This is a genomic window from uncultured Faecalicoccus sp., from assembly GCF_944325745.1.
Taxonomy (GTDB): Bacteria; Bacillota_I; Bacilli_A; order Erysipelotrichales; family Erysipelotrichaceae; genus Faecalicoccus.
On record NZ_CALVBG010000025.1, the window covers coordinates 1 to 15,583 of the forward strand.

General features: G+C 43.0%; 16 protein-coding genes and 1 tRNA gene. 12 read left to right on the top strand and 5 right to left on the bottom strand.

What is annotated here, in order from left to right; all coding sequences use genetic code 11:
* From Q0J48_RS03895 to gpmI, 5 genes are all read left to right on the top strand, one after another.
* A partial coding sequence (locus Q0J48_RS03895) for a carbon starvation CstA 5TM domain-containing protein (RefSeq protein ID WP_296241824.1) occupies positions 1–543 on the top strand: 543 nt, incomplete at its 5' end.
* A gap of 145 nt (positions 544–688) precedes the next feature.
* Complete coding sequence (locus tag Q0J48_RS03900) at positions 689–1,471, top strand: alpha/beta hydrolase (RefSeq protein ID WP_296241826.1); 783 nt, start codon at positions 689–691, stop codon at positions 1,469–1,471.
* Positions 1,468–2,895: a Na+/H+ antiporter NhaC gene (gene nhaC / locus Q0J48_RS03905; RefSeq protein WP_183374018.1), complete on the top strand. Its 1,428-nt coding sequence runs from the start codon at positions 1,468–1,470 to the stop codon at positions 2,893–2,895. The genes Q0J48_RS03900 and nhaC overlap by 4 nt, the downstream gene beginning before the upstream one ends.
* A gap of 70 nt (positions 2,896–2,965) precedes the next feature.
* A complete protein-coding gene (locus tag Q0J48_RS03910; RefSeq protein ID WP_296241842.1) occupies positions 2,966–3,724 on the top strand; it encodes a glucose 1-dehydrogenase in 759 nt (252 codons plus the stop codon).
* 69 nt (positions 3,725–3,793) lie between these two features.
* Entirely contained in the window at positions 3,794–5,371 is a 1,578-nt protein-coding gene (gene gpmI, locus Q0J48_RS03915) for a 2,3-bisphosphoglycerate-independent phosphoglycerate mutase (protein WP_296241845.1), read from the top strand.
* Positions 5,372–5,448: 77 nt separating this feature from the next.
* Here the strand turns inward: gpmI and Q0J48_RS03920 are convergent, their stop codons facing one another.
* A complete protein-coding gene (locus tag Q0J48_RS03920) occupies positions 5,449–6,702 on the bottom strand; it encodes a peptidoglycan bridge formation glycyltransferase FemA/FemB family protein (RefSeq protein ID WP_296241847.1) in 1,254 nt (417 codons plus the stop codon).
* Between the two features lie 135 nt (positions 6,703–6,837).
* Between Q0J48_RS03920 and Q0J48_RS03925 the strand changes: the two genes are divergently transcribed.
* Complete coding sequence (locus Q0J48_RS03925; protein WP_296241848.1) at positions 6,838–7,524, top strand: response regulator transcription factor; 687 nt, start codon at positions 6,838–6,840, stop codon at positions 7,522–7,524.
* 79 nt (positions 7,525–7,603) lie between these two features.
* Positions 7,604–8,905: an ATP-binding protein gene (locus Q0J48_RS03930; RefSeq protein ID WP_296241850.1), complete on the top strand. Its 1,302-nt coding sequence runs from the start codon at positions 7,604–7,606 to the stop codon at positions 8,903–8,905.
* Here the strand turns inward: Q0J48_RS03930 and Q0J48_RS03935 are convergent.
* Positions 8,902–9,873 (bottom strand): hypothetical protein, encoded by a 972-nt coding sequence (locus Q0J48_RS03935; protein ID WP_296241853.1) that lies wholly within the window; start codon positions 9,871–9,873, stop codon positions 8,902–8,904. The genes Q0J48_RS03930 and Q0J48_RS03935 overlap by 4 nt on opposite strands.
* Before the next feature lie 31 nt (positions 9,874–9,904).
* On the opposite strand from Q0J48_RS03935, the gene Q0J48_RS03940 reads away from it, so the two are divergent.
* From Q0J48_RS03940 to Q0J48_RS03950, 3 genes are all read left to right on the top strand, one after another.
* Complete coding sequence (locus Q0J48_RS03940) at positions 9,905–10,270, top strand: thioesterase family protein (RefSeq protein ID WP_296241857.1); 366 nt, start codon at positions 9,905–9,907, stop codon at positions 10,268–10,270.
* A gap of 79 nt (positions 10,271–10,349) precedes the next feature.
* Complete coding sequence (locus tag Q0J48_RS03945) at positions 10,350–11,540, top strand: FprA family A-type flavoprotein (RefSeq protein WP_296241859.1); 1,191 nt, start codon at positions 10,350–10,352, stop codon at positions 11,538–11,540.
* Between the two features lie 103 nt (positions 11,541–11,643).
* A tRNA-Pro gene (locus tag Q0J48_RS03950) sits at positions 11,644–11,720 on the top strand.
* A gap of 45 nt (positions 11,721–11,765) precedes the next feature.
* Here the strand turns inward: Q0J48_RS03950 and Q0J48_RS03955 are convergent.
* The 3 genes from Q0J48_RS03955 to Q0J48_RS03965 are packed head-to-tail and all read right to left on the bottom strand — an operon-like array spanning position 11,766 to position 14,425.
* Entirely contained in the window at positions 11,766–13,451 is a 1,686-nt protein-coding gene (locus Q0J48_RS03955) for a putative glycoside hydrolase (RefSeq protein WP_296241862.1), read from the bottom strand.
* Between the two features lie 55 nt (positions 13,452–13,506).
* On the bottom strand, positions 13,507–13,923 hold the full coding sequence (locus Q0J48_RS03960; RefSeq protein WP_296241865.1) for a VanZ family protein: 417 nt from the start codon (positions 13,921–13,923) through the stop codon (positions 13,507–13,509).
* Entirely contained in the window at positions 13,901–14,425 is a 525-nt protein-coding gene (locus Q0J48_RS03965) for an HAD domain-containing protein (protein ID WP_296241866.1), read from the bottom strand. Before Q0J48_RS03965 ends, Q0J48_RS03960 begins: the two co-directional genes overlap by 23 nt.
* Before the next feature lie 86 nt (positions 14,426–14,511).
* Here Q0J48_RS03965 and rapZ point away from each other — a divergent pair, with 86 nt between their 5' ends.
* Positions 14,512–15,372, top strand: a complete 861-nt coding sequence (gene rapZ, locus Q0J48_RS03970) for an RNase adapter RapZ (RefSeq protein ID WP_296241869.1) — start codon at positions 14,512–14,514, stop codon at positions 15,370–15,372.
* Positions 15,369–15,583, top strand: a 215-nt coding sequence (locus tag Q0J48_RS03975) for a 2-phospho-L-lactate transferase CofD family protein (protein WP_296241870.1), incomplete at its 3' end; no start/stop codon positions are given. The genes rapZ and Q0J48_RS03975, both read left to right, overlap by 4 nt.

Here is a 15,583-nt window from a genome sequence, read left to right on the forward strand (position 1 = left end):
GGATTCCCGCAGGAATGGGGACTTTGTATCATGACGATGTTTGTATCGGCTTTGGCATTGACTTCGCTGGATGCGGTAGCTCGTATTTCTCGTATGTCTTTCCAGGAATTCTTTGAAGTGACAGATGGCAGTGAACCAAGCAGTGTTGTGAAGTTCTTGACGAATAAATATGTCGCAACGGTAATCAGTTTGCTTGGCGGATACTTGTTGAGCATTGGAGGATACAATAACATCTGGCCATTGTTTGGAAGTGCCAACCAGTTGTTGGCGGCCATGGTATTGATTACTTTGTCTGTATTCTTAAAAGTGACCGGAAGAAAAGGATTCATGTTGTATGTGCCGATGACGTTGATGTTGATCATCACGATGACCAGCTTATTGATGTCCATCTATAACATTTGTATGAAGTTGTTTGTGACTGGAGGCTTTGTCTTCCTGACAGATGGTCTGCAGTTGATCGTTGCGATCTTATTAGTTCTGCTGGGCCTGATGATCACTTTAGGTTCTGGCAAGAAACTTGTACAAGCAAAAGAAAAAGCATAGAACATTTCAGGATCTCTGTAAAAGGAGATCCTTTTTTTTGCACAGTCATATGTACACAGAATATAAACACATATTCACGAAACATTGACAATAATTACCGCTAGGCTTAAAATAAAACATATTTTTAGAAATGAAGGTACTCAGTATGGAAAAATATGTCGAACTGAACAGCCAAGGAAATGTGCTGCGGGGAATGATGCATATTCCTGACGGGATACCTGGTCCAGTTCCGTTTGTGATCTTATTTCATGGTTTTCAAGATGACCGAAATGAGATCAACTTTGTACATACAGAACTTTCTCGCCGGCTGTGTCAGGCGGGGATCGGATCGGTGCGTTTTGATTTTCTGGGAAGCGGGGAAAGCGATGGAACATTTTCGGATATCACGGTATCGAAAGAGATCCAAAACGGAATCGATATTTTGGATTATGTTTTAAATCTGGATTTTGTGGACGCAAATCGTGTTGCCTTGCACGGACTCTCCCTTGGAGGGTGCGTTGCCAGCATGGTGGCGGGTTTGCGAAAAGAGAGTGTCTGTGCTTTGAGCTTGTGGTGTCCGGCGCTGGATCTTGTCTATAATTTGAAAAATAAAATGCTTTGCGGTATGGATGTTTCAGATATTGACCAGAAAGGATATGCCGATGTAGAAGGGCTGCGTCTCAGTTTGGATTTTTATGAGGATTGTTTAAAGTTAGATCCGTATCGCATCGCAAGCCAATACGATGGGCCGGTCAATCTTGTGCATGGCGATCAGGACATTACGGCAAGTCCAGAGGTATCTTATCATTTAAAAGAGATTTATCAGGAGCGTGCCAAGTTGACAATTGTCGAGGGTGCGGAACATCGGTTTTTATCGATGGATTACCGTAAGGCTCGGATGGACAGTGCTCTTGAATTCTTAGAAAGCAGATTGGGGGAATCAAAATGAAAAGAGAAAAGAAAAAGCCGACAACAGCCTTTGCGTTAGGATCGTTTTTATTGATCATTGCCGTTTTGGTCGTACTGATTAATCTGGGAGTCAATACGACGGTTTCAATTTTTATTGGAGCTGTGGTTGCGGTGGGGATCGCCTTGGCCTTGGGAATCTCCTGGGATGAGATCGAGAGTACAATCAAACAAGTGATTGCCGACAGTACACCTACCTTTTTGATCGTCATCATGGTTGGAATGCTTGTAGGAATCTGGATGGCCGGAGGGACAGTGCCGGCATTGATGTATTATGGCATGAAGTTGATCTCGCCTTCGATTTTAGTTCCCCTGGCATTTATTCTATCGAGCATCACCTCTATTTTTACCGGGACTTCTTTTGGTTCTGTAGCGACGATGGGACTTGCGATGGTCGGAATAGCGATGACAACGGATTTATCGATTCCGTTAGTAGTCGGGGCGGTAGTTTCAGGAGCATGGCTGGGTGATAAAATGTCACCTTTATCGGATACGACTAATATGGCTAGCGGCGTCAGCAAGGTGCCGCTGTATGATCATATTGGCTCAATGATGTATACAACTTTACCAGCGGCTGCTGTGGCGATAGTATTATTCGCCATTGCCGGATTTGCTTCTGGAGGCGGAAGTATGGATGCCAGTCAATCACAGCTGATCATGACAACGCTGGAAAACAACTTCAATATGAGTCTTATCTTGATCGTGCCGGCCATTCTGGTGCTTTTGGTGTCGGTATTCAAGATGCCGGCCATCTTGGGAATGGGATTGACTGTCATTGTCAGTGCCGGGTTTGCGATGTTGTTTCAAGGTGTTGGGTTTGTTGAATTGATGAACTATGCTTTTAATGGCTTTAGTATTGAAACGGGTGTATCCATTGTCGATCCGATGCTCAATCGCGGCGGCGTTACCAGCATGATGGAACTTTTAGGGATCTTCATGGTGGCCTCAGTGATGGGAGCAGTCATCACCTCAACTGGAATTTTGGATGTGATTGCCAAAAATGTATTATTGCGGTTTATTAAAAATCGCGTAATCCTAGTTTTTACATCTTTAGTGTATTGTTACATTGTCAATTTTCTGGCAGCTGGCGGACAGATCGTCTCCATCATTGTTACAGAACAGACGTTTGAAGAAACTTATGATCGGATGGGCATCCATCGAAAAGTGCTGTCGCGGACTTTAGAGGACGCCGGAACCTTAAGTGCTCCTATTGTTCCTTGGGGAGTCGCTACGATCTATGTTATGAGTGTGTTGAGCGTCGACGCCTCTTATATTCCATATTGTTGGTTTATCTTCCTGGTCCCTGTCTTCTCGATCTTATGTGCCGTAACGGGAATTGGAATTTGGAATACAAAAGGGGAAAAGATGTGGGGAAAAAACAAAGCGGAAGCTTCTCCGATAGAATAGAAAAGTGCTGAGCAGCACTTTTTTTCTTGCCTGAAATCTTTGATATAATATAGGTAACGGAGGTCATACTATGCGATTAGAAGGAAAATCAATTGTTGTAACTGGTGCAAGTTCCGGAATGGGGAAAGCCATCGTGGAACGTTTTGTCAAAGAAGGCGCCTATGTCGTGGCCGTGGCCAGAAGATATCAAAGACTGGAAGCGTTAAAAGAAAGCTTAAAAGAAGAGCCTGGAAAGATTGTGATTTTCCAAGGAGATGTTTCCAAACGGGAAGATAATGAAAAAATGATCGATTTGGCTGTTTCTGAATTTGGTAAATTGGATGTCCTGGTCAATAATGCCGGAATCATGGATGATATGTCCGGCATCAAGGATGCGACAGATGAAAAATATGAACAGGTCATGAAAGTCAATGTTTATGGACCTATGTGCGCTATGCGAAAGGCCGTCTCTGTTTTTAAAGAACAAGGAAACGGAGGTAACATTATCAATGTTGCCAGTGTTGGCGGCATGCGTTCGGTAGCCGGGGCCATTTATTGCGCCAGCAAGGCGGCGGTGTTGTCAATGACGAAGAATACAGCTTTTATGTATTTCCCGGATAAGATTCGCTGCAACGCGATTGCCCCAGGCGGAATTCAGACGGAGATCAGCCACTCTATGGGCATGCCCAACATGGAAGGATATGGCCGTGTCCAAAAGATCTTAGCGGCTGCGCCGGAAATGGGAATGCCGGAAGATATTGCCAATGCGGCTCTCTTTTTAGCCAGTGATGAATCTTCGTATGTCAGCGGAGATACCTTGATCGTAGATGGCGGATGGATCGCTGGTTAGTCTATACGAATTCGTTGAATTCAACCCTTGTTAGTGGTATATTAAGAACGATAAAATGGAGGAACATTTATGAACAAAAGACCTGTGATCCTAGTGGTAATGGATGGTGTCGGCATCAACAAAAGTGACTTTGGGAATGCCGTAGCCTTAGCGAATAAACCAACGTTGGATAAATTATGGAATGAGTGCCCGCATACCCAGCTTCGTGCCCATGGTTTGGCTGTGGGTCTACCGAGTGATGGAGACATGGGAAACTCAGAAGTAGGACACAACGCAATCGGTTGTGGACAGATTTATTCTCAGGGTGCCAAATTGGTCAACGAGAATATTGAAACCAAGGAAATCTTTGAATCAAAGACTTGGAAAGAACTGGCTGCCAATGCCAAAGGGCATAAGATGCATTTTATTGGCTTGTTGAGTGATGGAAATGTGCATTCGCATATTAATCATTTAAAAGCCTTGATTGCACAAGCCAAAGAAGAAGGTATCTCTGAAGTTCGCGTACATGCTTTGTTGGACGGACGTGATGTACCGGAAACAAGTGCTCTGACTTATGTGGATGATATTGAATCTTTCATGGCCGGATTGAATGATGATACATTCCATGCCTGCATTGCCAGCGGTGGTGGCCGTATGCAGATCACGATGGACCGCTATGAAGCCAACTGGGGCATGGTAGAGCAAGGATGGCATATCCATGTTATGGGAGAAGGCCGTCAATTTGAAAATGCTACGCAGGCCATCGAGACTTATCGAGAAGAATTAGGTGTGATCGACCAGGATCTTCCAGGCTTTGTCATTGCCAAAGACGGACAGCCTGTGGGAACGATCGATGACGGCGACAGCGTGATCTTGTTCAACTTCCGTGGAGACCGTGCCCAAGAATTGTCGTTAGCTTTTGATGGAGACGAAAGCTTTGATAAATTTGATCGTGTCAAGAATCCAAAAGTCATGTATGCCGGTATGCTGCAATATGATGCGGATCTGGACATTCCGCACAAGTATTTGACGGAACCGCCAAAAATTAAATATACATTGACGGAAGAACTGTGCAAACACGGAATCAAAGAATACGCGATCTCAGAAACACAGAAGTATGGTCACGTGACATATTTCTGGAATGGAAACCGTTCCGAAAAATTTGATGATGCTTTAGAAACTTATGTAGAGATCCCAAGTGATGTCATTCCATTTGAACAGCGTCCATGGATGAAATCCGCTGAGATCACAGATCAATTGATCGAAGCAATTGAAAGTGGAAAATATGACTTCTTGCGTACAAATTATCCAAATGGAGATATGGTAGGTCATACCGGAAGTTTACCAGCTACGATCATTGGTGTGGAATCGGTTGATTTAGCCTTGGCTCGTCTGATCAAAGCCGTAGATAAAGTCAATGGAATCTTGCTGGTGACAGCCGATCATGGAAATGCGGACGAAATGTATGATAAGCCGAAAAAAGAAGGCGCTCCGATCAAGTCCAAAACATCGCATACATTGAATCGTGTTCCGTTTATCGTATATGGTGCTGATGTGACATTGAAACAAGACGATTCTTTAGGACTTTCCAATATCGCCAGCACGGTAGCCGATCTGCTGGGGGTAGAACCTAACGAACATTGGAACGAAAGTATTATTGAAAAGTAAAACATGATAAAAATGGAACCGAGAGAGGGTTCCATTTTTTTTGCTTGAAAAAAAGTCGGGTTTGTGCAAAACCCGACTTAAATATTTTTATGAAGTTTTTTATGGATCCAATAGAAGAAAGGATGAAAGACCAAATGGTATCGCCCAATGAATTCAACCACTGTACAGTTAAATCCGCGTTTAAAATCAAAAACGCCGTATCCTTCTTCGCCTTTTTCAAAATAGCCGCTGATTCCATACATGTTGTAATAATCGCATCCTGCACGAACCGCTTCTTGGATCATTTCCCATTGTACGGCATAGGATCCCCGATAAGCACGATATGCATAATCATTGCCGCCAAACAAATAGATCATTTGATTTTTATATTGGACAAACATACAGCAGGATAAAGGGACCTCTTTATCATGGGTCTTCTTTAATGTTGCGATTTCTTCCTTCTTTTTTGTGAGACTGGAGAGTTTGGTTTGCGCGTTTTCTAAATTTTTGATTTTCTTTTTGGCGCTTGGATCTTTTTGAATTTGAAGTTGGAGCTTTTGAATCTCATTTTCTGTATGTATAAGATCTTCCTTGATCTTGGCTTCATATTCTTCTAAATCTAAATATCCATAAACCGTTTTGATGTGCTGCGTACCGTAATGGCGATACATACTTTCAAAGTATGAGAGAGGCATGCTTTCAAATTGCTGCCTTTCGCTGGATTCCGTTTCCATTTTATCTAAGATATTGAGTTCATCCTGCGATAAGACTCGCGTTTTTACACAACATTTTTGGGCCGTGCGGATATTTCGCTTCTGCATGGTCGAAAAGCCATTAAAAATATCATCGATACTTTTATTTCGCAGATCTAAGATCGACATCCAGCGGCATTGTTTGGAGAGATCGTATCCTTTTGTCAGCGGCATCTGCCGATATCCTGCTTCGATCAGATTGTCGACAATATCTTGATTGTTGATGCCGTCAGGAACGATCTGTCCATTTTTGTCACGTTCTTTATATAAGATATCGGGATCGATTTCTAAATAGATGACTTTTTTTGATTTTAAATGTGCTTTTAATACTGAGGAAAAGTCGCGAAGATCTTTTTTATTGTGATAATCAATAAAGAATCCGCGGGGAACATAAGCATAATTAAAAAAACGTAAAAGCGGGCGAATGCAAATCATCGCTACAGCTTTGGTCTCATCTTGATCGGTTCCTTTGACGTATTCAATTTGCCAGCCGTCTTCCATGAATTTGCTGGCGGCGTGAGTCGACTGCAAAAAATCATTATCTTTTAAGGTGGAAAGATACTCTTGGTAGTCATTTTTAGAAATAGATTGTAATTTCATCCGTTATCACCGTAATCATTATGCAAAAAAAAGAAATTGAAATCAAGAAAAACCCAATGAGCAGACTTTACATGAATTTTACGAATGGGTGCTTGTATCTATGATAAAATAGGGGTGTTGAAAAGAGGAATGTCGATGACACATATCTGTATCGTAGAAGATGATGACAGTATTCGCCAATTGTTGAAACTGACATTGGAAAACTTTCAATATGAAATCACCGATTTTGATAATGGCGAGGACGCTTATCAATATTTGCTTGCCAATAAAGTTGATTTGGCGATCTTAGATCTGATGCTGCCTAGGATGAACGGCTATGATATCTTGAAGCAGATCCGTCAAAATAAGGTCAATAAAGAAACCCCAGTCATTATTTTGAGTGCCAAAGATCAGGAAGTGGATAAGATCCTAGGCTTAGATCTAGGCGCAGATGACTATATGACCAAACCATTCAGCGTCTTGGAGCTGGCAGCCCGTATTCGAACTTTGTTGCGAAGAACGCATAAAGAAACCAATAAACTAGATCTGGGCATCCTTCATATCGATGTGGATCAGAGAATCGTCCATGTCGAAGATCAAGTGGTGGAGCTTACGTACAAAGAATTTGAACTGTTGCGCTATTTGGCCACCAATCTTGGGCGTGCCATCTCGCGAGAAGAGCTCTTGAATCAAGTATGGGGATATGATTTTGTGGGCGAGACCAGAACCTTGGATGTGCATATCAATTCGTTGCGAAAAAAATTAGGACCGATGGGCAGAAACTATATTAAATCCGTTCGTCAGCTAGGTTATCGTATGAGTGTGGGTGATCAAGATGCGTAAAAAGATCATTCACTCTTTTATGATAACTTTTTTGATTTCCTTTTTTTTGGCGTTCGGTATCTTATATGCGGTCTTATACATGGTGTTTTTAGATGATCAAAGAGACGAACAGTTTCAAGAATTGGGAATCATTGAAACCATGCACCAGGCGGATATGGAATCGCTGGGGCAATATTTAGATGAATTAGATTCCCGTATGACGATCATCGAAAGAGATGGCGATGTGATCTATGACAACCAGGTCGATTCGATCACAGAGAATCATATGCAAAGAGAAGAGATCCAACAAGCTTTACAATTTGGGCAAGGCAGTTCGATTCGATATTCTTCGACAACGCATACGAATTATTTATATACCGCAGCCTTGAACGAAGAAACGCAGGAGATCTATCGTTTGGCGACGCCGTTTGCGGGGATTACTCAATCGGCAATTGTTTTGATGCCGAGTTTTATCGTTGCGTTTTTAGTCGCCATTTGTACGGTCTGGTTTATGTCAAAAAAGATGGCCACCTCGATCGTGGAACCTTTCCAGAAGATCTCATCGACGATCTGGACGACCCGCATTGGAAAAGAGAAGATCGTATTTGATGATTCCTACTATCCGGAATTATCCGAGATCACAGAATCCATAGTAAATATGAATGAAGAGATCCACGATAATCTGGAACAATTAGAAAAAGAAAAAGGGATCCGTCAGGAATTCTTTGCGAATGCTTCGCATGAATTGAAGACCCCGTTAACGTCGATCATGGGATATACAGAATTATTGCGGACCCACGCGATCCAAGATCCGGCTCAAGTGGATCGGTGCCTGGATCATGTGATCAAAGAAAGTCGTCATATGACACAGCTGATCAATGATATCTTGATGATCTCCAAGTTAGAAAGTGAAGATTATCAAGTACAGTGTACGCATGTCAAGGTCAAAGAGATCCTGCAGGCATTGATTGAGCGTTTTCATGTCCAGATCGATTCGATGAATCTCAATCTAACTCTCGATTGTGAAGACATCGTGGTCTATGCCAATCGCAACCATGTGGAAACCATCTTTGAAAATCTTTTAAGCAACGCCATTAAATATAATGTTTATGATGGAACGATTCGTATCGATTGCCATGTCAAAGACCAAGAAATGATCTTTTCTGTAAAGGATACGGGAATCGGAATCTCAAAAGCTGATCAGGAACGGATCTTCCAGCGCTTTTATCGCGTGGATAAGCAGCGTTCGAAGGTGATCTCCGGAACCGGACTGGGCTTGGCGATCGTAAAGCATTTAGTGCAGTTTTATGACGGCAGGATCCAGCTGCAAAGCGAAGAAGAAAAAGGAACAACGATCACGTTATTCCTTCCGATTGTTGTAAAAAATGTGCCTGGGGATTAAGCTTTGATCAAAGGCTTTAAACTAAACCAGATGCCAAAATAGCGAATCAGGTCTACGAGAACAAATAAGATATAGACGCGGATCGGATAATCGCCCGACGTGATATACCCGATAAAGGTGGGCAGATAGGCACATAAGGCAATTGCCTCTGCCAAGACACAGCCCAAGATGATCCGCTTGCTGTAAGGATGATCATAGTATAAAAAGAAAACCGGAATGGTCCAGATCACAGCGCTGGCAATCGATAAGATAAAAATATCTTTTGTCGCAAAGACGGTCTGAAGATCGTTGCTGACAAAAAAGCCGGAGAAGATCTGTACCACGATGGGAAAAAGCATCAAACTGCTATAGATGCAGATCCCCAACCGGACAGAGACTTGCGGGAAAGTGTAAGGTTCTTCTTCGTACTCCGCCTCTTTTGGTTGGGGTTTTACCGGGCGCGGCTTTGACGATGGTTTTTGGATCGGCTGGAAAATCTCCTCTTCACTTTCTTCTTGATCTTCATCGACTTCTAAAACGTGGTCAAAATAGACGCGGCACCAGGAGTTAGCACTTAAAGAACGACCCAAGGCATAGAGCAGGATCACTTTGACAAGCATGCATCCAATCATGGCCGCATAGGTAAAGAAATGACTCATATCATCGATCAGATAATAACCGGGTAAAATGATCAATGCCATTTCAAAGGCAAAACAGATCCAATAAAAGACACGGAAGATCTTTGATCCTCCTGCCAACATCAAAAACAAGATCAAGTAGAGAACTAACTGTCCGGCACTCAGGATCAATAAAAAGAAAGAAGAGATCCGAGTTTGATCGATCGCAAAAAAATCTCTGTGCAGGAGAAAATACACTGCAATGAAATAACCAATCAATACAATATAGGTAAAGATGAGGCGCGACCATACTCGTGCACGAGCCTTGCGATAGATCGTGGCATCATCTTGTTGATAATTTATTCTTGCCATGTTAAAAGTATTATATGAAAAGGAGAATCTAATGTCAAAAACCATAACGATCCAACGAACAGTTGAAAAAAAACATACGGCCATTGAGATGAAAAGCGGCTCTCTAGAGGTCTTGGCAACTCCGCAGATGATTGCCTGGATGGAAGAAGCCAGCTGTCAGCTTTTGGAACTAGAGCCAGGAATGACCAGCGTAGGAACCAGAATGAATGTATCGCATGACAAGGCCAGTCCTATTGGTGCTGCTATTGAGATCAAATCGACCTTGGTGCAGCAGGAAAATCGCAAACTTGTTTTCTATGTAGAAGCCTATCAAGATGGAGTCTGCATCGGCAAAGGAGATCATGAACGCTTTATTGTCAACAGTGAAAAATTTTTGAAGAGGACTTATGGAAATTAAGTCCTTTTTTATGGGTTTTTGATTTGAAAAAGTCAGAAAAAGCCGTACAATGTTGATGGATACAGAGGAGGAATCTGAAATGGTTAATATTCGCGAAATCGCCCCTGATATGTATTGGGTGGGTGCCAGCGATCATCGGTTGCAGCTGTTTGAAAATATTCATCCGATCCCGCGCGGCGTTTCTTACAATGCATATGTCGTATTAGATGAAAAAAATGTATTATTGGATACCGTGGACTGGTCCGTGTGTCCGCAGTTCTTAGAAAACTTGGAAGCCGTTCTTCAAGGAAAAGAATTGGATGCGATCATCGTCCATCATGTGGAACCGGATCATTTAGCCAGCTTAGGCGAAGTGCTGCTGCGCTATCCTTCGGCCACGGTCTATGCTTCGGCCAAGGCTCTTGAAATGATCGGTCATTTTGGCTTTGAATTAGGAAAGAATCAGCCAATCAAGGAAGGCGATACGCTATCGACGGGAGCTCATGAATTTCATTTTGTGGCAGCCCCGATGGTGCATTGGCCGGAAGTCATGGTGAGCTATGAAAGTCAGACCCAGACTTTGTTCTCAGCCGATGCTTTTGGAACGTTTGGGGCTTTGGATGGAAAGCTATTTAATGATGAGGTTGATTTTGATCGTGATTGGATCGATGATGCCCGTCGTTATTATACGAATATCGTAGGGAAATATGGCCCGCAGACGTTGAACCTCTTAAAAAAGGCCTCGACCCTGGATATCCAGCGAATCTGTCCGCTGCATGGACCAGTATGGCGAAACAATTTTGAATACTTTATTGACAAACATCAACACTGGGCTTCTTACACGCCGGAGGTACAAGGCGTCCTGATCGTTTATGCATCGATTTATGGACATACGGAAAGTGCGGCCCAGGCATTGGCTTCAAAATTGGTCCAGGCCGGGATCACAAAAGTGGCTGTATATGATGTATCCAATACCGATCCGTCTTATTTAGTGGCAGAGGCATTCAAATATTCACATATGGTTTTGGCTTCCAGCACCTATAATGGAACAATGTTTCCAAAAATGCAGGATTTCTTAGAACATTTAAAGATGTTGAATCTACAGAAGCGTACAGTTGCTCTGGTTGAAAACGGATCCTGGGCAAGTACGGCCGGCAATATGATGAGAAAAATGCTGGAAGGTATGAAAGAAATGACGATCTTGGAATCGAACGTCAAGATCTTAAGTTCTTTACATGAAGAAGCACCATTGGATCAATTGGTCAAAAATATCCAGGAAACGATGGAATAGAGAGGGAAGCATTCGCGAAAGCGTCTGCTTCTTTTTTTGTCTTTTGAAAAAAAGAGTTGAGAAAGAAGCAGAATCGCGGTATATTTAATTCGCGAAAAATTTTCGGGATGTAGCACAGCTTGGTAGTGCGCTTCGTTCGGGACGAAGAGGTCGCAGGTTCAAATCCTGTCATCCCGACCATGTAAAAAAGAACCAGATGGCGTTTATTTCCATCTGGTTTTTGTTTTATTCGATATAACCGGCTTTGTTGGTATTTAAACTATCCGGATCTCCAAATCCATACCATATCATATAGCCGGAATACCCGGCGTTATCGATGGCCTGGATCTGATCTTTCATCTGCTGCGGCGTCAAATTTCCATACGCCTGGATCCAGGAGCGATAAACCGGAGGATCTTCAATTTCCGATAATTCTTTGACAGCCAATTCCGTATAACGAGCCAACACTTCGCCGGGAGCGGAAGAAGGATCTTCGATTCCTAAAGCACCGGCCGAAAAGTGATCCGAATAAGGCATCGGACAGATTACGTCGACACTGTTGGCCATCGCCAGGAAGAATTGCCCGATATCCTGGTCATCCTGAGCTGCCAGAGGCCATGCGAAGACGTCGGCTGCCACATAGACTTCATAAGGTTCCAGTTCATCGCTGGCATATTGTAAGAAACCTTGAAGGGCGGATGCCTTGCTTTCATTGTACGTGTTCTTTAGATCCAGCTGATCCGATTTTGAGACCAATCCATCCGGGAAGCGGACATAGTCAAACTGGATCTCGTTGATACCGGTCGATGCGATCTCTTTGGCAATGTCCACATTGTACATCCAAGCTTTTCGGGAATAGGCACTGGGCCAGTATTCACCGTTGTGCATGATCAGCTGTCCGCTTGTATCGGTAATCGATTCTTCGGTGTTTTGCGAGGCAAAGAGCACATCTTTAAAAGTCACGATACGGCCGATCATATAATAGCCGGCATCTTGAAATTCCTGGATCAGATCCTTGAGCTCATCCAACGAGCAAAGAACACTCTGGAGCGCTTCATCTGGATCTTTTAAATAATCTTTCAACACTTCGCTTTGATACCAGACATATCCGCTGTCCCCTTTTAATTCAACCACGTAAGCGTTGATGCCGGTGTCTTGGGAGAGGTTCAAATAATAATCTTTATATTTGATCAAATACTCTAGAGAAACATGGACGGCATTGCAGTTGTCGGGCATAGGATTCTCTTCGTAATTATGATTTTTTGTCGGTTTGTAATCCACTTGCGAGAGGAAAGCATCTTTTGAATAGCCTTCTCCATAATATTCATCCCAATAAGTAGAATAGGAGATGTTTGCAGACCATGTTTTGGTTGCCAGATCTTTTGAAGTTTCTACATATTTTCCGTTGAGCCAATAGTCTTTTCCATCTTTTTCCACCTTGTACCAGGCAATCTCTCCGGTTTCCGGATCCAGATCTTCCGGATCCACTTGAACAACTCGGACTTTCTCGCCTTTTTTTACGACTTCTTCGGAAAGTGTTCCCTCTTTTTTATCGCGCAGATTGATCAAGCGGCGAGGATAGACGTTTTCAATGGATAGACATTCTTCCAAAGAATCTTTTAGATACGTGTTATCTAAGGTGATCAAAGTCCCTTCATAACGGAAGCTGGATTGATCATCTTCGGCCTCTTCGATTTGCACCTTCGTTCCCCGCGGGATCTCGACCACGGTTTCATCGATTTCGCCGTTCACAATATAAGGAACACGGACCTCTAAGATACTTTCGGAACTGTCAATATATTTTGTCGGGTGGATCTTTGCGAGGATCGCAGAACCCAAGACGAAGAAAAGAGCGCAGATCAAAATGAGTGCACCAATGAAAAATAAGGCTTTTCTAGGGGAATTCATGCGTTTTAAGATTCTTTTCATCATGAAGAACATATCATAAGTGACAAAAAAAAGTCAATTTTGGCCCAAAATTGACTAGTTATCCCCACTTTTTAGAGGAAATTAAGGAAACTAAAATACCGACAGTCGCCCCAGTGCTATCTAAGAGAACATCGGTGAATTGACCTGAGCGTCCCACGATGAAGAGCTGATGGATCTCATCACTGCATGCATAGGCAAAACAAAGAAAGAGTGCCAGCCAAAAACAGTGAGAAGGTTTGGGCGCAAAAGGAAGAATCCCGCGATACAGGCAAAACCCCAAGGCGGCATAGATCGAGAAATGCGCCAGCTTACGAACGACCAGCTGCGTGTGTTCATGAAAAAGCCATTCCAATAAAGGTTCAAAAAAAGAACTTTTTGCCAGAGAGCTTGATGAAGTATCTTGGGAAAACCAAAAGATCAAAACCATGATCAAGATACTGAATACAAGCCATTTATTGATTTTGGATCTGAACATGTTGGATATCTAGCAGCGTGCAAGCGATATGATAATCTTCTTCGCTGAAACAGTTGTGTGTATGAATGGCATGAAAAGGGAATGCTTTGGTCATATCTTGATCATCGATCACGAGATATTGTTGGACACCGTGGTCTTCGATATATTCCTGGATCACATCCTGGCGAGGGGTTCGCTTTTTTGTGATGCCTACAAATGCATCTTCCATATGTAAGATCTTGAATAAGTAATAGAGTTCCTGATGGGAATGGACCATTCTCCAGGAACTGGTCAAGACGATATGAGCATCAAAGCGATGCACTAAAGCCGCAATCAAAGAACAAGCTTTTTGATCGAAGCTAAAGTAAATATGATTAGTAAAATAAGGATTCAAATCTAAAAATTTGGGATCCTGATGTTCTTTGGCCAATTTTCGATTCAGATCCATATCAAAATGGACGGTTGCTTTTGAACGCTGAGGATGCAGGACACCATCGATATCTAAGAATAGTACAGGATGCATAAGACTCCTCCTCTTTGTCATTTTAGCGTATTGCATCGGTTCGGGCAACGAATTGTGATACAATTAAAACCATGGAGGGGATGCCAATGAATCGTAAAATCGTTTTGGTGACAGGAATGTCCGGAGCTGGTAAATCCAGTGCCATGAATGCCTTAGAGGATATGGGGTATTACTGTATCGATAATTTTCCTAAAGAGCTTTTGCCGCAGCTGGATGAGCTCTTGGCTACACGATCATCCCAATACCCTTACGTGGCTTTGTCCGTTAGTGCTTTGGATTATTTGGATTTTGTGACATACTTCAAAAATTTGACAGAACCGATCTCGATCGTCTTTTTAGATTGCAGCAACGAAGAACTGCTGCTTCGATATCGTTTTACACGCCGTCATCATCCGATGATTGCTTCCAACAAAGCGACCACGTTAGAAGAGGCCATCGAAATCGAACGCGACTTGTTCGATCATCTGCAGGAAAGTGCGGGCGATACGATCCATATTGATACGACCAAGCTGTCTTCTGCCGCTTTGGCGAAACGGATCCGTCATCGCTTTCAGAAGTTTCAGTCAAACCCTTTTACGATCACCTTTCAGTCGTTTGGCTTTAAACATGGCGTCCCGATGGATGCGGATATGGTGATCGATGTTCGGTTTTTACCCAATCCGTTTTATGAACCGGATCTGCGGGAGAAAACCGGAAATCAAAAAGAAGTCTACGATTATGTCATGGAAAAACCAGAGACCCAGGATTTTATTCGCCGGTTAAAAGATTATGCCGATTTTGTCTTTACCAGTTATGCAGCTCAGAACAAAAGCCATATGATCGTTGCGATCGGCTGTACAGGGGGACAACATCGTTCTGTCAGCATCTGCAACTGGCTGTATGATACTTATAAAGATCAATACACTTGTTTTAAATCGCATCGCGATATCGGGGTGGATGAAGTATGAAAAATATCGTTGTGATCGGCGGCGGCACCGGCCTTTCCAGCATGTTGATGGGAATGAAAAAAATCGAAAATGTGAATTTGACTGCCATTGTCACGGTTGCCGATGATGGCGGAAGTACCGGCCGGATCCGGGATATCTATAATGTGCCGGCGGTCGGAGATATTCGTCATGTTCTTTGTGCCATGGCCACCGATGATGAAGATCATCTTTT